Below are 16,863 nucleotides of genomic sequence, written 5' to 3' on the forward strand. Positions count from 1 at the left end.
ATGCTCACCATTGCTCGACGCAGCCACGCTCTGGCCGCGCTGTTGTTTGCTGGATTGCTGGGGGTTTCGTTACCGTCATCGGCCTCCGAGGCGCATGCACCGCTCAGTAGCGTCACCGATTTGCTCGGACGCACGGTCAAGGTGCACCTGCCGGTCAAGCGGGTGATTCTGGGGGAAGGTCGCCAGTTGTACCTGGTGGCGGCGCTGGACACGCAGAACCCCATCGAGCGCATCGTGGGCTGGCGCAAGGACCTGATCCAGTCCGACCCCGACACCTATAACGCCTACCTGCGCGCGTTTCCCGACATCGCGAAAATCCCCACGTTCGGCGGTTTCGAGGACGGCACCTTCGACATCGAGCAGGCGATCTCCCAGCGCCCCGACGTGATCGTCCTCAACATCGAGGCACAGCACGCCACCGAAGATGCGCGCTACATCGAGAAGCTCGACGCCCTGGGCATCCCGGTAGTGTACGTCGATTTCCGCAACAACCCCATGCAGAACACCGAACCGACCATGCGCCTGTTCGGCCAGTTGTTCGGCAAAGAGCAACGTGCCGAGGACTTCATCGCGTTTCGCAACGAGCAGATCCGACGGGTCACCGACGTGATTGCCGCGCAGCACCCTGCCCGCCCCAACGTGTTCATCGAGCGCATCGGTGGCTACACCGACGATTGCTGCCTGAGCTTCGGCAATGAAAACTTCGGCCGCTTCGTCGAAATGGCCGGCGGCAACAACATCGCCAAGGACATCATCCCCACTACCTTCGGTCAGTTGAATGCCGAACAGGTGATCGTCGCCAATCCGGACCAGGTGGTGATCACCAGCGCCAACTGGGAGGCCTTTGCTCCGGGCGGCCATTGGGTCGGCGTCGGCCCGGGCGCGGACATGGCGCAGGCCCGACGCAAGCTCGCGTGGTACACCCAGCGCCCGGCCTACGCCGGGATCAAGGCGCAGCAGAGTCAGGCCTTCCACGCCATCTGGCACCAGTTCTACAACAGCCCGTATCAGTTCGCGGCGATCCAGCAACTGGCCAAATGGTTTCATCCGACGCTGTTTGCCGACCTCGATCCGCAAGCCGCCTTCCGCGAGCTGCATGAGCGATTCCTGCCGGTGCCCTACGAGCCGGGTTACTCCGTGAGTCTGCGCGAAGCCGAGGCCAAGCCATGAGCGCAGTGAATTCGGTGACCGATGCCATACGCCTCCAGCGTGACACCTACCGGCGCCTGGTGGTGCGCAAACGCCTGATCCTCGCGGCACTCGCGTTGCTGTTGACGTGCAGCGTCCTGCTCGACCTGGCGCTGGGACCGGCCCGCTACAGCCTTGGCCAGGTGCTGGGTGCGCTGTTTGCACCGGACAGCGCCGAGGCGCAGGTACGGGTGGTGATGTGGGATATCCGCCTGCCCGTGGCCTTGATGGCGGTGGCGGTGGGTGCGGCGTTGTCCCTGGCCGGCGCGCAGATGCAGACCATCCTCAACAACCCGCTGGCCAGCCCTTTCACCCTGGGCATTTCCGCCGCAGCGAGTTTCGGTGCGGCCATGGGGCTGGCGTTCGGCGTCGCCCTGTTTCCGCTGGCGGCACACTACATGGTGCCGGTCAACGCGTTCATCATGGCCATGCTGTCCGCCTTGCTCATCCATTTCTTGAGCATGCGCCGTGGCGTCACCGCCGAAACCATCGTCCTGCTCGGCATCGCCCTGGTGTTCACGTTCAACGCCTTGCTGGCCCTGGTGCAATTTTTTGCCACCGAGCAGGCCGTGGCGGCTGTGGTGTTCTGGACCATGGGCAGCCTGACGAAAGCCACCTGGCCCAAGCTGGGGATCATCTGCCTGGTGATCCTGGTCACCCTGCCGATTTTCGCCAAACGGGCCTGGGCCCTCACCGCCTTGCGCATGGGCGATGACAAGGCCGCCAGCTTCGGCATCAATGTGCGCAGCCTGCGCTTCCAGACGCTGATCATGGTCAGCCTGCTGGCGTCCTTCCCGGTGGCGTTCGTCGGCACCATCGGTTTTATCGGGTTGGTGGGCCCGCACATCGCGCGGATGCTGATCGGCGAGGATCAGCGCTTCTTCCTCCCCGCTTCGTTGCTGACCGGTGCGTTGATCCTGTCCGCCAGTTCGGTGGTCAGCAAGACCCTGATCCCGGGCGCGATTTTCCCCATAGGCGTAGTCACGTCGTTGATCGGCGTGCCGTTCTTCATTTCCTTGATTCTCAGCGGGAAGAAAAACTCATGGTAACGATCCAGCTGGAGGCACTCGGCGCCGGCTACGGTCAGCGCACCATCATCAGCGATGTCAGCACGGCCGCCTTTGTCGGCGGCGAAGTGGTGGCCGTGGTCGGTCCCAATGCCGCTGGCAAATCCACCCTCTTCAAACGCATGGCAGGGCTGATCCACGGCCCCGGCCAGGTGATCCTGCAAGGCGCGCAAAAAGGCCCGCAAGGCATCAGCTACATGCCCCAGGGCCTGAACGCCAGTGCCCGGCTGACGGTGTACGAATCGGTGCTGCTGGCGCGCAAGCAACTGGCCCCGGGCTGGGCCGTTGAAGACGATGAGCTGAAGCGGGTCGACGACATCCTGGAGGCCCTCGGCATCACCGCGTTGTCGTTCCGCAACCTGGGTGAACTCAGCGGCGGCCAGCAACAGCTGGTCTCGATCGCCCAGACCTTGGTGCGCGAACCCGACGTGCTGCTGATGGACGAACCCACCAGCGCCCTGGACATGCACCGCCAGGTCCAGGTGCTGAACTTCATGCGCAACCTGGCGCGCGAACGCCAGGTGATTGTGTTCATTGCCATCCATGACCTGAACCAGGCCTTGCGCTTCGCCGACCAGGTATTGGTCATCGCAGACGGCACCGCCCAGGCGAGTGGCCCGAGCCATGAAGTGATCAATGAACGAATGCTGCGCGAGGTGTACAAGGTCGAGGCGCGCATCGAACGTTGCAGCCGTGGGCAGCACCACATCCTGATCGACGAAATTGTGTGAACGGTGCAGGCCTGAGGCCGATTGCCGCCTGACAAGGGCGGCAATAACGAGGCTCAGGGTTCGACGCTGTCCAGCGCATGCCCCACCACCTCCAGCAACAAGTCCGCGTGTTCCTGTTGGAACGCCAGCAGCGGGCGAATTTTCAGCACGTTCTCCAGCGGCCCGGCGGCGCTGATCAGCACACCCTGCTCGCGCATGGCATTGACCACTTTGCGGGTCTGGGCGGCGGCAGGGCTTTTTATGGTGCGATCGGTCACCAGTTCGACCCCCAGGAACAGCCCGGCACCCCGTACATCACCAATGATCGGGTAACACTCGGCCAACCGGCGAAACCCTGTCAGCAGGTACTCACCCAAGGTGTGCGAGCGCTGTTGCAGCTGCTCGTCACGGATGACGTTCAACACCGCATGGCCTGCCGCGCAGGACACCGGGTTGCCGCCGAAGGTGTTGAAATAGCGCATGTTCTTGCCGAAATGATCGACCACCTCGGCCCGCCCGACGAGGCCGGCAATGGGCTGGCCGTTGCCCATCGGCTTGCCCAGGGTAACGATGTCGGGGCGCACGTTGTGGCGCTCGAAGCCCCACAGGTTCAGGCCGGTGCGGGCGAAACCGGACTGGACTTCATCGGCGATGTACAACAGCCCCTCGGCCTGGGCCAGCGCAATCCCCTCGGCAATGCACCCGGCAGGGTCCGCCAGGACACCGTCGCTGGCGAAGATGCCATCGAGCAGGATCGCGGCCGGACGAATGCCGTGCGCGCGCAAGTCTTCGATCGCCGCTCGCACATCGGCGGCGAAAGTCGAGGCGACAGCCCCCTGCCCCAGCCGATAGACATCGGGCGCACGGACCGTGCGCACGTGCGGCGGCAGGATCATGCTCGGGCCCAGGGACGGTGACAACTCGGCGATATCGCCCGTGACGCCGTGGTAGGCGAACCGGGTGATGATCACGCCGGTGCCGCCGGTGAACTGTTTGGCGATGCGCAATGCCAGGTCGTTGGCTTCGCTGCCTGTGCAGGTGAACATGACCCGCTCGAGGTCCTCGGGAAAGGTGCCCAGCAGCTGTTCGGCGTAATCCAGCACGCCTTCCTGCAGGTAACGGGTATGGGTGTTCAATTGCGCGGCTTGCCGGGTCATCGCCTCGACCACCCGTGGATGGCAATGCCCCACGGACGCCACGTTGTTGTAGGCATCGAGATAACGGCGACCCTGTTCGTCGTACAGCCACACACCTTCGCCGCGCACCGTGTGCAACGGTCGCTCGTAAAACAGTCGGTAAGCCGGCCCGAGCAGGCGCGCCCGGCGTTCGATGAGGCGTTTTTCCGTGTCTGAAAGACGATCGGCATCCCCCGCCGTGAAACCGTTGATCATGCTCATGCGCCAACCTCCTGAGTGCAAGCGGCCAGTATTCGGTCGTGGATATGCGCCGGGGATACCAAGGACAGGCCTGCCAGGCTTTCCTGGGCGCGGTGGGCATTGCGCAAAATGTACGCGCGGTTATCCGGGTGCAGGTCCGCCCGCCAGAAATTGATGCACAGCGACAACGCCAGGCGCGTCGAGATCAACACCGGCAGCAGTTCAAGTTCTTCGCCCAGCAGCGGGTTGACCCGGTGATAGGCGCGGATCATGTCCAGTGCCGGGGCCAGGACATCACCCGACACACCCAATTGGTAAGAGGCCGCCACCGCGACTTCGTTGACCAGCGGCGCCCGGACCATGTCACCAAAATCCAGGATGTTGCGCAGGACATCCGGGTGCTCGGGGTCGACAATGATGTTGTGCGGATTCATGTCGTTATGAATCACCTGCTGGCGCAGCGTGGGGGCGCTCGCCAGCACCTGCTCTTCAAACCGGTCCAGGCTGAGTTCAACCCTGTCGCGACGCAACCCCGGCTCGATGTAGTCGAGCAACGGCCTGAGGCGTTGTGCATGCTGCATGTCCCACAGCAGCACATGCCCGGCAGCCGGATGGCTGAAGCCGCTCAAGGCCAGATCGAAACGGGCCAGTGCTTGCCCCAGGTTCTGCCGGAACGCCTCGCAGGTGCAGGCGACGCGGTGCAGCGGCAGGCCGTCGACGAACGACAGCAAGCGTACCAGCATGCGTTGGCCCTCGATCTCGACCGATTCGACGAACCCGCCACTCAGCGACGGATAGACACGTTGCACGGGCAGTGCGGGATCGTGACGCTCGATCTGACGCATGGCCTGGTTATGAAAATCGACGACATCCGGGTTTTCCAGCGGATGGGAAAGCTTGAATAGACGGGACGAACCGTCCACGAGGATGACCCGGAAATTCAGGTCGCGCTCGCCGCCCAGCCTCTCAAGTTTCCCGCTGATCGCGTAGTGCTGCAGGAGGACTTCAAGGACCTGCGCCTCGCTGACCCGGGCAGGTGCCGCCTCCAGCAGACAGGCTTCGGCAAATACATTCTCAAGCGGCATTCATGGTTCCTCGCCTCGGTGACTGGGGCCTGCGCACGCCGGCACAGGCCCCTTGCATTACTTGTTGGCCCAAGCGATGAAGCGCTCTTCCAGGTCTTCACCGTGATCGATCCAGAATTCGGCGTCCGTGGCCCGTGCGTTTTTCAGGTTGTCCGGTGAGGTCGGCAGCTTCCTGCCCACTGTGTCATCGACCAGCGCCATGGTTTTCGTGTTGCTCGGCCCATAGGGAATGGCCTCGACGAAATTCTTTTGCTGAACCGGCGCACTGGCGAACGCGATGAAGTTTTCCGCCAGCGCCTTTTTCGGTGAGCCCTTGACGATCGCCCAGTGATCCAGGTCGTACAGGCTGCCATTCCACTGCATTTCGAACGACTGGCCCTCTGACTGCGCCGAGGTGACACGCCCGTTATAGGCCGAGGTCATCACCACGTCACCCGCCGCCAGCCACTGCAACGGCTGCGCGCCGGACTCCCACCACTGGATATCGGGCTTGATCTGGTCCAGCTTGCGGAAGGCCCGCTGAACGCCCTCCTCGGTGCCGAGCAAGGTGTAGACGTCTTCCTTGGCGACGCCATCGGCCAGCAGGGCAAACTCCAGGGTGAACTTGGCGCCGCGACGCAGGCCGCGTTTGCCGGGGTATTTCTTCACGTCCCAGAAATCCGCCCAGCCTTGCGGCGCGCTGGCGAGTTTTTTCGGGTCGTAGGTCAATACGCTAGACCAGATGAAGATGCCGACGCCGCAATCGCTGACGGACGCTGGAATGAAATCTTCTTTCTTGCCGATCCGGGACCAGTCCAGTGGCTCGAACAGGCCTTCGCTGCAACCGCGCAGCAGTTCGGGGGTCTCCACTTCAACCACGTCCCAACTGGTTTTGCCGGTGTCGGCCATGACCCTGATCTTGGCCATTTCGCCGTTGTAGTCGTCGGCGGTGATCGCGACATTCTTCTGCGCGGTAAAGGGTTTGTAGAACGCTTTTTCCTGGGCCTGGCGGTTGTTGCCGCCGAAAGACACCACGGTGAGTTTTTCGGCGGCGCTCAGCGGGCCGGCAAGGGCTCCGAGCATCAGTACAGCTGCAATTTTCCGGTTCATGCGTCTCTCCGATTCGCTACGTGCGTTGGCGGCAGCTTTAAGGGATGGCAGGTGGTTTTTTGTTTTTGGCAGCAGTGTTTCTGTCGGCGCCGGGTGTCATGCACCTGGTGGCCGGCGTCGGGCGTCGATCCCGAGGCGCGGCTCATTAGTATCATATTTGCAATATGATGCATCATAATTTTTATTGTTATAGTCTGATCCTCTGCCATCCCACCTCAGGAGCGCCTCTCATGTCCGAACAACGAACCCTCCTCCTCACAGGTGCGAGCCGCGGCATCGGCCATGCCACGGTGAAGCACTTCAACGCCGCCGGCTGGCGCGTCTTCACCGCGTCCCGACACGACTGGACCGAAGGCTGCCCCTGGGCGGAGGGGCTGCTGAACCACATCCACCTGGACCTGGAAGACATCGACGAGGTCCGCCGCAGCCTCCCGGCCATCCGCAAAAAACTCGGCGGGCGTCTGGATGCGCTGGTCAACAACGCAGGCATTTCACCCAAGGGCGAGGCCGGCGCGCGACTGGGCGTGCTGGAGTCCGACTACGCCACCTGGCTCAGCGTCTTCAACGTCAACCTGTTTTCCACGGCGCTGCTGGCCCAGGGGCTGTTCGATGAACTCAAGGCGGCGCAAGGTTCAGTGATCAACGTCACCTCGATTGCCGGTTCCCGGGTCCACCCCTTCGCCGGTGTCGCCTATGCCTGTTCGAAAGCGGCGCTGGCCGCGTTGACCCGAGAGATGGCGCACGACTTCGGTCCCCACGGAGTGCGGGTCAATGCAATTGCGCCGGGGGAAATCGAGACCTCGATCCTGTCGGCCGGGACGGAGCTGATCGTCGACCAGCAAATCCCCATGCATCGCCTTGGAAAGCCCGAAGAAGTCGCGTCCCTGGTGCATTTTCTGTGCACCCGCGGCGCGTCCTATATCAATGGCTCGGAAATCCATGTCAACGGAGGCCAGCACGTTTGAAATAGTCTGGAAATCCCGGCCGGAAACTCCCATCATTCGGGCCGGGCATCCGCCGTAGACGAGCGACCAATGAGCAACCCCTACCCCATTCAGACCCTCAAGCATTCCTACCTGGGCAGCGGCATCTATGAGCTGCTGCGCGAGGCCCTGATCACGGGACGTTTCCAGCCCGACGACCGGTTGCGCATCCGCGACCTGGCGGAACAACTGGGCACCAGCGTCACGCCGGTACGCGATGCGATCCTGCAGCTGGCGAAGGAACAGGCGTTGATCCTCAAGACCCCGCGCGACATCCGCGTGCCGATCCTCTCGGCCGCGCAGTACGGCGAGATCCGCAGCATCCGGTTGGCCCTCGAGGGTCTGGCGGCAGAAACCGCCGCAGCGAGGGTCACCGACAGCCAGATCGAGGACCTGCAAGACTGCATCGAACGCAACATCGCCGCCATCAACGCCCAGGACTTGCAGGCCGCGCTCAAGTGCAATCAGGAATTTCACTACGCGCTGACCACCATCGCCGGCATGCCCGTGTTGGCAGGTCTGCTGGACAGCCTGTGGATGCGCACCGGCCCGCTGATCGCGCGGGCCTATGGCAACTTCAACGAGCGGATGGCCATCGACCATCACTGGGAAGTGCTCGATGCCCTGAAACGGCGCGACGGCGCGGCGGCGCGCAAGGCGATCTGCTGCGACATCCTCGATGGTAACCAGAAGATGCTCGAGTACATCGAACAGAGCGTCTGACTCAACGAATGGTCGGGCGTCTGGCCCGTGACTGCCGTGCGAACTCGTTTGGCGTCCTTCCCGTGTGCTGGCGGAAAGCCCGGCTGAAGGTCGCCTGGGAAGAAAAACTCAGGATCATCGCCACCTCGGCGACAGAATGAGCGCTATAGGTGAGCAGGTACCTCGCGCGCTCCATACGCCGCTCGTTGACGTAGCGCTGCGGCGTCTTGCCGGTGACAGCCTTGAAAGAACGGGCGAAATGAAAGCGGCTGAGATACGCCACGGCAGCCAGGTCGTCGAGGCTGATGTTCGCCTCGATGTTGTCCTCGATGTAATCCATCACTTGGCGAATGCGTTTGACCCCTGGATTGGGCACACGCTCCAGTGATGCCAGGCGAGCCGGCGTGGCACTGGTAAATCGCTGAATGAGCCGGGCGGCGGCGCTGCACGCCAGCGACTCGACCAGCAACTTCCCCGACGGCGTCGAATGCTGCATCTCCATGAGGATGGCATTGCCGATACTGGCGATCAGATCGTCTTCAAAACCGCGCTCAAAGCGCATCGTCAAATACTCGCTGCCATCGAAACATTCACCCAGCGCCTCGGCAGAAAAATGCTCGGCCCCCAGGTGCACGTGCAACAGATCGGGCATGCGCGCCGAGAGCAGGACCAGGTCTTCCTGAATGCCTTTGGGGCAGATCCACGCCATCCCGCGCCGGGTCGGCGTCTGCTCGACGACATCATAGGCCTTGCGAGTCACCACCGAGCCGCTGTCGCCCCGGGCATCGAGTACCAATTCGGTGGTCGGTTGGCGGGTGTTTTTGGCGATAACACCGTCGCTATGGCTGCGCACTTCGGCCAGCAGGCCCTTCCAGTTGCGGTCTGCCGACGAGAGCAGCAATCCGGATGAACTGTATTTTTCGAGTTTATAGCGAAGGAGCGGCATCGAGACTTCTCTGGGCCCAGTCGTTCAAGGGTCCGGCGAAGTCTCACACTCCGGGCGCCTTCCTGGCAACCGGCAGGCGAATGGCCGACACAAAAACGCCAGGCGGTTCGATGCGCCTGGCGTTGCCCGTCTTGAGCCTTGGCTAAGGCCGAGTGATGATCCCCACCGCCGAGGCCCCTGCTCTCTCGGAGGTTCCCAGCAACCCTTTGGTGATTTGCCAGATCACCGCAAACGCGCCGACCAGGAACACAATGTCGCCGAAGGTGCGCACCCAACGCAGGGTTTGCAGCAGGTCCTGTTGCATGAACGCCTCGCTGCGGGCGTACCACAAGCCCTGGCTGGCGCTGGCGTAGAATTGCAGGATGCCGACCGGCAGCAGGCTGGTGAAGATCATCAGCGCCAGTCCGCCGTTGAGCCACCAGAAACCGGTGTTCATCAAGCGATCATTGAACTGCAGGTTCGGCCGCAGGTAACGCAGGATCAACAGGCTGAAACCCAGTGCCAGCGAGCCGTAGACGCCGAACAGCGCGGCGTGGGCGTGCAGTGGCGTAGTGTTCAGACCCTGGATGTAATACAGCGAAATCGGCGGGTTGATCAGGAACCCGAAGACACCGGCCCCGAGCATGTTCCAGAACGCGGTGGCGATGAAAAACTGCAGCGGCCAGCGAATTTTCGTCATCCACGCCGCGCGTTCCTTGAGGTGCCAGTTTTCCCAGGCCTCATAACCCAGCAAAATGAGCGGGACCACTTCCAGTGCACTGAACGTCGCGCCGACCGCCATCACCGGTGTGGTGGTGCCGGAAAAATAGATATGGTGGAAGGTGCCGGGCACGCCACCGAGCATGAACAGCGAGGCCGACCCCAGCGTCGCGGTCGTCGCCAGGCGCTTGGACACCAGGCCCATGCTGGTGAAGATGAACGCCAGCGCGGTGGTGGCGAACACTTCGAAGAAGCCTTCGACCCACAGATGCACGACCCACCAGCGCCAATATTCCATGACCGACAGGTTGGTGCGTTCGCCGTAGAACAGGCCCGCGCCATAGAACAGGCCGATGGCAATCACCGAACAGGCCAATAGCGCCAGCAGGTTTTTGTCACCGGGCTGGCGCAGGGCAGGCACCATCGCGCGCAGCATCAGCACCAGCCAGAACACGATCCCGGCAAACTTGGCGATCTGCCACAGGCGGCCCAGGTCGACGTACTCGTAACCCTGGTGACCGAGCCAGAAACTCCATTCGGCGGGCATCAGTTGCGCGATGGCGAGGAAGTTGCCGGTGTAGGAACCCACGACCACCAGCACCAGGGCCCAGAACAACAGGTCCACGCCCAGCTTCTGGTATTTGGGGTCTTTGCCGCCGTTGATGAACGGCGCCAGGAACAGCCCGGCGGCGAGGAAACCGGTGGCAATCCAGAACATCGCGCTCTGCAGATGCCAGGTCCGGGTCAGCGAATAGGGGAACCACTTCGACAGCGGCAGGCCGTAGAAATCCTGGCCCTCAACGGTGTAGTGCGCGGTCACGCCGCCCATCATGACCTGGAAGCCGAACAGTGCACCGACCAGCAGCAAATATTTGCCAAGGGCTTTTTGCGACGGTGTCAGGGTGATCAGGCTCAGCGGATCCTGCGCCGGCACCGTGGGTGAGCCCTCCTCGTGGTTACGCAGGAACGCCCAGCCCCAGACCAGGAAGCCGATGCCCGCCAGCAGTACGACGATGCTGATGACCGACCAGACCATGTTCTCGGCCGTGGCGTTGTTATCGATCAGGGGTTCGTGGGGCCAGTTGTTGGTGTAGGTCGCGTTCAGTCCGTCACGCTCAGTGGCGGCGGCCCAGGCGGTCCAGAAGAAAAAGTGAGTGAGCTGCTGACGCCGGGCCGGGTCAGGCATCGTCACCTCCTTCATCGCGAAACTCTGGCGGCTGCTACTCAGCGATGGATCGCCACCGAAGAGCGCATCGTAATAGGCGCCCGTCTGCCGGATCGCCTGGATGCGGCGTTCACTGAGCACCAGGGTGCCATCGACCAGGCGGTTGCTGCGGTATTCGCGTTTGAGTTGATGACGCAGCAAGGCTTGCTGATCGCCATCGATCTCGGCGTAGGCCTTGCCATAACCCTGCTGTGCGGCCAAGTCCAGCCAGGCGAGCAGTTCGCGGTGCAGCCAGTCGGCCGTCCAGTCCGGCGCCTGGTACGCACCGTGACCCCAGATCGAGCCCAGCTGCATGCCGCCGACACTTTGCCAGGCGGTTTGGCCATCAAGAATGTCCACGGACTGAAACAGCAATTGGCCGCTGGCACTTTGCACTCGCTCGGGAATCGGCGGGGCCTGGCGATAGATCTCACGCCCGAACCAGCCCAGCAGGCAAAAAGTCACGCCTAATATCCCGATCAGGTACCACCATAACTTTCGATATTCACCCATATGTCACCTCAATTTGCCAATACGGTCGAATGCCAAGGCATGCATTTATTTCTCGCGCACCCATACACGACTGTTTATTCATTTATATTTTTCTTTGGATACCGTTATGTAACGGCGAACACGAACCCATTACTCGAAGTCAACCCGAGCAATCATTCCATTTCGTGAAACCCTCGGCACAGAGCCTTTTTAGCTATAAATACCGTGCACCACCCATATTAAAAAATCGCCAATACAGCAATTAACACCCTATCAGCAAAACATCGAATTACCCCTGAAACCAACAAGCCATCACAACTATTTGCACCCTTTAACACCGCATTACAACGGACTAACCCATAGTAAGCAGGCAAATTGTTCAGCTTGAGCCGGATTAATCAGGAGCATTTTCCCATGGCAGACGATTCCTCACTTTCACCTGACGAAACAGTGCGTCGAAACTTGTTGCTGGGTGGCTTGGCGACGGCGGTCGTGGCTGCCTTGCCGGCTTCCGCTTCAGCGGCCTCCGTTAAAACCGCTCCCTCCAATGCAAAAGGAACCCAGGGCATGGCAACCATCGCGACCAAAGAAGGTGTTGAGCTTTACTACAAGGATTGGGGCCCGAAGGATGGCCCGGTCGTAACCTTGAGCCATGGTTGGCCATTGAACGCTGACAGCTGGGATTACCAGGCTTTTTTCCTGGCATCCAAGGGCTTTCGTGTGATTGCCCACGACCGCCGCGGTCATGGCCGCTCGAGCCAGCCCTGGGAAGGCAACGACATGGATCACTACGCCGATGACCTGGCCACCGTGATCAATACGCTGGACCTGCGTAACGTGACCGTGATCGGTTTCTCGACCGGTGGCGGTGAAGTCGCGCGCTACATCGGACGCCACGGCACCTCCCGCGTGGCGAAGATCGGCCTGATTTCAGCCGTACCGCCACTGATGCTGAAAACCGCGACAAACCCGGGCGGCCTGCCGATCGAAGTCTTCGACGGCATCCGCAACGGCATGCTGGCCGACCGTTCGCAAATCTTCAAGGACATACCGGCCGGGCCGTTCTACGGGTTCAACCGCCCGGGCGCCAAGACCTCCCAGGGCATGATTGACGCCTGGTGGATGCAGGGCATGACAGGCGGGTTCAAGAATACCTTCGACTCGGTCAAGGCGTTCTCGGAAACCGACTTCACCGAAGACCTGAAAAAATTCGACAAGCCAACGCTGATCATCCATGGCGATGACGACCAGATCGTGCCGATCGACGCGGCGGGCCGCGCCTCGAAGAAACTGGTGCCCCACGCCCTGTTGAAAGTGTATCCGGGTGCCCCGCATGGCTTGACCGAGACCCATAAGGATCAGTGCAACCAGGACCTGCTGGCCTTCCTGCGCAGCTGACCTTAACCAACGCATCCTCAGTACGCTCCCCCCTCTTTAGCTACGGGTAACGCCAGGTTCTTACCGCCTATGCCGGATGAACCCGAGAGATTCTGATGGCGACTGGTGATCACCTCAGCCCGGACTCTGTCGTCGTTATCCGTAGCTCTTTTTATTGCACCATCGAGAGGCTACGCCATGTCGAATCACAAACTGACAACGGCCAACGGCGCTCCCGTCGTTGACAACTTCAACACCCAAACCGCCGGCCCCCGTGGTCCCGCCTTGCTGCAAGACGTCTGGTTGCTGGAAAAACTGGCGCACTTCGATCGCGAGGTGATCCCTGAACGGCGCATGCACGCCAAGGGCGCGGGTGCTTTCGGCACATTTACCGTGACCCACGACATCACCCGTTACACCAGGGCCGACCTGTTCAGTGCGGTCGGCAAACAAACGCCAATGTTCACCCGATTCTCCACGGTAGCGGGCGAGCGCGGTGCGGCCGATGCCGAACGGGACATTCGCGGTTTCGCCATGAAGTTCTATACCGAACAAGGCAACTGGGATCTGGTGGGCAACAACACCCCAGTGTTTTTCTTTCGTGATCCGCTGCGTTTCCCAGACCTCAACCACGCCGTCAAACGCGATCCGCGAACCGGCATGCGCAGCGCCCAGAACAATTGGGACTTCTGGTCGTCACTGCCCGAAGCGCTGCACCAGGTGACCATCGTCATGAGCGAGCGCGGGATTCCTCGAAGTTATCGACACATGCACGGCTTTGGCAGCCACACCTTCAGCCTGATCAATGCCAACAATGAACGACACTGGGTCAAGTTCACCTTCAAGACCCAGCAAGGCATTGCAAACCTGAGCGATGAACAAGCCAGACAACTGGTGGGTGAAGATCGTGAAAGTCATCACCGCGACCTGTTCGATAGCATCGAAGCGGGAGACTTTCCACGCTGGACCCTGTACATACAGGTGATGACGCCGGACCAGGCACAGGCCCATCCGGTGAACCCGTTCGACCTCACCAAGGTCTGGCCCCATGGCGACTATCCGCTGATCGAAGTTGGGTTCTTCGAGCTCAATCGCAACCCGCAAAACGTCTTTGCCGACGTTGAACAAGCCGCGTTCAGCCCGGCCAATATCGTACCCGGCATCGGTTTTTCGCCGGACCGCATGCTCCAGGCACGCCTGTTCTCCTACGGCGACGCTGCACGCTATCGCCTGGGGGTCAATCACAACCAGATCCCGGTCAATCAACCCCAGTGCCCGGTGCACAGCTTCCATCGTGACGGCGCCATGCGTGTCGACGGCAACCATGGCGGCACGCTGTCCTACGTACCCAACGGACGGGGCGAATGGCTGGATCAGCCTGAATGGCGCGAGCCGCCACTGGAGCTCTCCGGTGCTGCCGGTCACTGGGACCACCGCGTTGACGACGATCACTATGAACAACCCGGCAACCTGTTCCGACAGATGAACGACCAGGAGAAACAGGCGCTGTTCGAAAACACCGCACGTTCACTGCATTCGGTGACGCGGGAGGTTCAATTGCGCCACATTGCCAACTGCAACAAGGCTGATGTCGGTTACGGTGCAGGCGTCGCGAGCGCGTTGGCGGCGCTCGGCTAAGGCACTGACAACGCCCGTCGCCAAACCGGGATTGCCTTGTGGTGCGAGCCGACTCGCGCCACAAGGCATGACGCCCAGACCGAACATTTACAAGGCTGCATTGCCAAACAGGTTGAACGGTTCCAGCTCCAAATCTGGTTTGGCAGCGCTGCACCAAGGACTCTGGCCATGACCGGAATGTTCGTAGTGCAAGGTGGCCTCGCGCTTTCCGCCCTCGCGTTTGATGGTTTTCTCAAGCGCATAGATCCGCACGGTTTCCAGCAAGCGAAAGTCCATGGTGCCGCTGGCGGTGGATTGAGGCACCAGCAGTGATTTGCCGACCAGCGCATCGAGTACGCCCATCAGCGTGGCGAAATCCGGCAAGTCGGAATGGTCCATGGCCTGAACATCACTCAAGCTGAACACCCCGACAAAATCCGCCAGGCGCAGGAATAACGCCTGCTCCTGGTCATTGAGGGCGTGAAAGCTGTAATCGAGCAGCGCTTCCAGCGTCCGGTGCCGGGAGACCGCATTGCGTCGCCCGGTCCAGTGCAGCCGGCAGCTGCTATCGAGCAGCGCGAGGGTGCCGGTGAGTCCGAAGGTCGCCACACGCGAAGCCGCCAGGGTAATTGCCAGCGGATTGGCGTCGAGTCGCAGGCAGATCTCGATCATCTGCGCCACCTCTTCGTCTGGCAGCTCGCACAGGTGCCCGTTCGCCAGGCATTTATCGATAAAAAGCTCGACCGCCGAATAAGCCCGCGCCTCCACGGCCGACAGCTTCAGCTCCCTGGGAGGCACATCCAGCGGACCGAGGCGATAGGCGAACTCACCATCGATCCGCAAGGCTTCACGGATCGTCACCAGCACATGTAACTCAGTGCGGCTTTCGCTGAGCGCCTCGACCAGGGTCGCGACGCCCTCTAGAAAACCATCGCAATTGTCCAGGATCAGGACAGCACGGCTTGCGACGAATTTTGCCGCGATGGCCGTGACCGGGTCGGCCCCGTCCTGCTCAAGTCCGAACATCGTCAACAGCGCGGGCACCACGGGCTGCGCCTGGCCGAGCGAATCAAGATTCAGGTAATGCACAGCGGCGGAGAACTCGGCTTGCAGATGACTGGCACACGCCGCGGCCAGCATCGATTTACCCAGGCCGCCCGAGCCGATAATCGATACACAGCGATGCAGCAGGATCGCGTTCGCCAATAAACAAAGGTCACTGCCTCGCCCGACCATCTGACCTGAGCGGCGAGGTACGGCGTCACCCGAGGCACGCTGATCGGTCTTCAGTTCCAGGCGAGCCATCACATTCAAGCGGGTGACTTTCGCCACAAAACTGTAGCCACGCCCCGGGACATTGGCGACGTAGCGAGCGCCATTTTCCCCCTCCCCAAGAATTTTACGCAGCAGCCCGATGTTGACCCGCAAGTTGCTTTCATCAACAACGATGTTCTTCCAGGCCTTGGTCATCAGCGTTCGCTTGTTGATGACACTCCCCGCTTCCTTCACCAGGACAACCAGGATATCCAGTGCGCGACTGCCAATAGCGATGGATTCCCCGGAGCGCTCCAGGCGCCTTTCTACTGGATACAAACGGAAGGGCCCAAAACTCCACACCACGTCGAAACCGTCTTCTGCTGCTGCACTCAAGGCGTATACCTCCGTAGTCATGGCAGAGTTCTCCACGACCCTTTTGCCACTGACGACTTTTATTATTCGCGGCTACCCGACCCTACAATCACCGGCAAGCAGGCATAAATACGCTTTCAATCAACAACTTAATCGTAAAACCCGTTTCACTATCAACAAATTTGGCGTCCCGGGCTTTGCACATATTGCTGAGTTTTTTGCAATTATTGCTCCGACTCTCCCGTAACCGGTTCGCCCCTGCCATCGGCGCAAACAACAACGATTCACAACTCTTAACGAGCGCACGTCGAGCAATGCCGTGACCATCCTGTGACCTGATGGATGGATATGCACGATGAGCACAGTGATAAATAACCCGGCCTACAACTACAAGGTCGTCCGCCAATTCGTCATCGCGACCGTCGTCTGGGGCGTCGTCGGGATGGCCATGGGCGTGTGGATCGCCTCGCAACTGGTGTGGCCCGAGATGAACCTCGACCTGCCCTGGACCACCTTCGGCCGCCTGCGACCGCTGCACACCAGCCTGGTGATCTTCGGCTTTGCCGGCAGCGCCCAGTTCGCCGCCAGTTACTACGCCGTGCAGCGCACCTGCCAGGTGCGGCTGTACTCCGACACCCTCGCCGCCTTCACCTTCTGGGGCTGGCAATCGGTGATCGTGATCATGCTGGTCACCCTGCC

At 61.2% G+C, this 16,863-nt stretch carries 14 protein-coding genes; 8 read left to right on the top strand and 6 right to left on the bottom strand.

The window, feature by feature from the left end; translation table 11 throughout:
- Genes QIW53_RS17910 through QIW53_RS17920 form a run of 3 tightly spaced genes read left to right on the top strand, consistent with a single transcriptional unit; the run spans position 1 to position 2,986 of the window.
- Entirely contained in the window at positions 1-1,170 is a 1,170-nt protein-coding gene (locus QIW53_RS17910) for an ABC transporter substrate-binding protein (protein ID WP_371050938.1), read from the top strand.
- Complete coding sequence (locus QIW53_RS17915) at positions 1,167-2,237, top strand: FecCD family ABC transporter permease (protein ID WP_371050939.1); 1,071 nt, start codon at positions 1,167-1,169, stop codon at positions 2,235-2,237. The genes QIW53_RS17910 and QIW53_RS17915 overlap by 4 nt, the downstream gene beginning before the upstream one ends.
- A complete protein-coding gene (locus QIW53_RS17920) occupies positions 2,231-2,986 on the top strand; it encodes an ABC transporter ATP-binding protein (protein ID WP_371050940.1) in 756 nt (251 codons plus the stop codon). The genes QIW53_RS17915 and QIW53_RS17920 overlap by 7 nt, the downstream gene beginning before the upstream one ends.
- A 53-nt stretch (positions 2,987-3,039) precedes the next feature.
- Here QIW53_RS17920 and QIW53_RS17925 read toward each other — a convergent pair whose 3' ends face one another.
- Genes QIW53_RS17925 through QIW53_RS17935 form a run of 3 tightly spaced genes read right to left on the bottom strand, consistent with a single transcriptional unit; the run spans position 3,040 to position 6,515 of the window.
- Positions 3,040-4,362, bottom strand: a complete 1,323-nt coding sequence (locus QIW53_RS17925) for an aspartate aminotransferase family protein (protein WP_371050942.1) — start codon at positions 4,360-4,362, stop codon at positions 3,040-3,042.
- Positions 4,359-5,426 carry a phosphotransferase gene (locus tag QIW53_RS17930; RefSeq protein WP_371050943.1) on the bottom strand — a complete coding sequence of 356 codons (1,068 nt, stop codon included), beginning with the start codon at positions 5,424-5,426 and terminating at the stop codon, positions 4,359-4,361. Before QIW53_RS17930 ends, QIW53_RS17925 begins: the two co-directional genes overlap by 4 nt.
- Positions 5,427-5,483: 57 nt before the next feature.
- On the bottom strand, positions 5,484-6,515 hold the full coding sequence (locus QIW53_RS17935) for an ABC transporter substrate-binding protein (RefSeq protein WP_371050944.1): 1,032 nt from the start codon (positions 6,513-6,515) through the stop codon (positions 5,484-5,486).
- Between the two features lie 230 nt (positions 6,516-6,745).
- Here QIW53_RS17935 and QIW53_RS17940 point away from each other — a divergent pair, with 230 nt between their 5' ends.
- Together QIW53_RS17940 and QIW53_RS17945 are read left to right on the top strand one after the other, a co-directional pair.
- On the top strand, positions 6,746-7,480 hold the full coding sequence (locus QIW53_RS17940) for an SDR family NAD(P)-dependent oxidoreductase (protein WP_371050945.1): 735 nt from the start codon (positions 6,746-6,748) through the stop codon (positions 7,478-7,480).
- 69 nt (positions 7,481-7,549) lie between these two features.
- Positions 7,550-8,221 carry a GntR family transcriptional regulator gene (locus tag QIW53_RS17945; RefSeq protein ID WP_371050946.1) on the top strand — a complete coding sequence of 224 codons (672 nt, stop codon included), beginning with the start codon at positions 7,550-7,552 and terminating at the stop codon, positions 8,219-8,221.
- A gap of 1 nt (position 8,222) precedes the next feature.
- Here the strand turns inward: QIW53_RS17945 and QIW53_RS17950 are convergent, their stop codons facing one another.
- Together QIW53_RS17950 and QIW53_RS17955 are read right to left on the bottom strand one after the other, a co-directional pair.
- Entirely contained in the window at positions 8,223-9,146 is a 924-nt protein-coding gene (locus tag QIW53_RS17950) for a helix-turn-helix domain-containing protein (RefSeq protein WP_371050948.1), read from the bottom strand.
- 142 nt (positions 9,147-9,288) lie between these two features.
- The gene (locus tag QIW53_RS17955) at positions 9,289-11,514 is read right to left on the bottom strand and encodes a nitric-oxide reductase large subunit (protein ID WP_371050949.1); all 2,226 of its coding nucleotides are present in this window, start codon (positions 11,512-11,514) and stop codon (positions 9,289-9,291) included.
- A 594-nt stretch (positions 11,515-12,108) separates the two neighbouring features.
- Here QIW53_RS17955 and QIW53_RS17960 point away from each other — a divergent pair.
- Both QIW53_RS17960 and QIW53_RS17965 read left to right on the top strand, forming a co-directional pair.
- Positions 12,109-12,939, top strand: coding sequence for an alpha/beta fold hydrolase (locus tag QIW53_RS17960; protein WP_371050950.1), 831 nt, complete (start codon positions 12,109-12,111; stop codon positions 12,937-12,939).
- 177 nt (positions 12,940-13,116) lie between these two features.
- Positions 13,117-14,556, top strand: a complete 1,440-nt coding sequence (locus tag QIW53_RS17965; RefSeq protein WP_371050951.1) for a catalase — start codon at positions 13,117-13,119, stop codon at positions 14,554-14,556.
- 87 nt (positions 14,557-14,643) lie between these two features.
- Here the strand turns inward: QIW53_RS17965 and QIW53_RS17970 are convergent, their stop codons facing one another.
- Complete coding sequence (locus QIW53_RS17970) at positions 14,644-16,221, bottom strand: ATP-binding protein (protein ID WP_371050952.1); 1,578 nt, start codon at positions 16,219-16,221, stop codon at positions 14,644-14,646.
- 298 nt (positions 16,222-16,519) lie between these two features.
- Between QIW53_RS17970 and QIW53_RS17975 the strand changes: the two genes are divergently transcribed.
- Positions 16,520-16,863: cbb3-type cytochrome c oxidase subunit I (locus tag QIW53_RS17975; protein WP_371050954.1), on the top strand; the 344-nt coding region annotated here is incomplete at its 3' end.

Origin of the sequence: Pseudomonas fluorescens, assembly GCF_041354075.1 — a bacterium.
GTDB classification, from domain to species: Bacteria; Pseudomonadota; Gammaproteobacteria; order Pseudomonadales; family Pseudomonadaceae; genus Aquipseudomonas; species Aquipseudomonas fluorescens_CE.

Bases quoted from the DNA above. Each gene is read 5' to 3' on its own strand.
- QIW53_RS17910 (WP_371050938.1), top strand. From the start codon at position 1: ATGCTCACCATTGCTCGACGCAGCCACGCTCTGGCCGCGCTGTTGTTT.
- QIW53_RS17915 (WP_371050939.1), top strand. From the start codon at position 1,167: ATGAGCGCAGTGAATTCGGTGACCGATGCCATACGCCTCCAGCGTGAC.
- QIW53_RS17920 (WP_371050940.1), top strand. From the start codon at position 2,231: ATGGTAACGATCCAGCTGGAGGCACTCGGCGCCGGCTACGGTCAGCGC.
- QIW53_RS17925 (WP_371050942.1), bottom strand. From the start codon at position 4,362: ATGAGCATGATCAACGGTTTCACGGCGGGGGATGCCGATCGTCTTTCA.
- QIW53_RS17930 (WP_371050943.1), bottom strand. From the start codon at position 5,426: ATGCCGCTTGAGAATGTATTTGCCGAAGCCTGTCTGCTGGAGGCGGCA.
- QIW53_RS17935 (WP_371050944.1), bottom strand. From the start codon at position 6,515: ATGAACCGGAAAATTGCAGCTGTACTGATGCTCGGAGCCCTTGCCGGC.
- QIW53_RS17940 (WP_371050945.1), top strand. From the start codon at position 6,746: ATGTCCGAACAACGAACCCTCCTCCTCACAGGTGCGAGCCGCGGCATC.
- QIW53_RS17945 (WP_371050946.1), top strand. From the start codon at position 7,550: ATGAGCAACCCCTACCCCATTCAGACCCTCAAGCATTCCTACCTGGGC.
- QIW53_RS17950 (WP_371050948.1), bottom strand. From the start codon at position 9,146: ATGCCGCTCCTTCGCTATAAACTCGAAAAATACAGTTCATCCGGATTG.
- QIW53_RS17960 (WP_371050950.1), top strand. From the start codon at position 12,109: ATGGCAACCATCGCGACCAAAGAAGGTGTTGAGCTTTACTACAAGGAT.
- QIW53_RS17965 (WP_371050951.1), top strand. From the start codon at position 13,117: ATGTCGAATCACAAACTGACAACGGCCAACGGCGCTCCCGTCGTTGAC.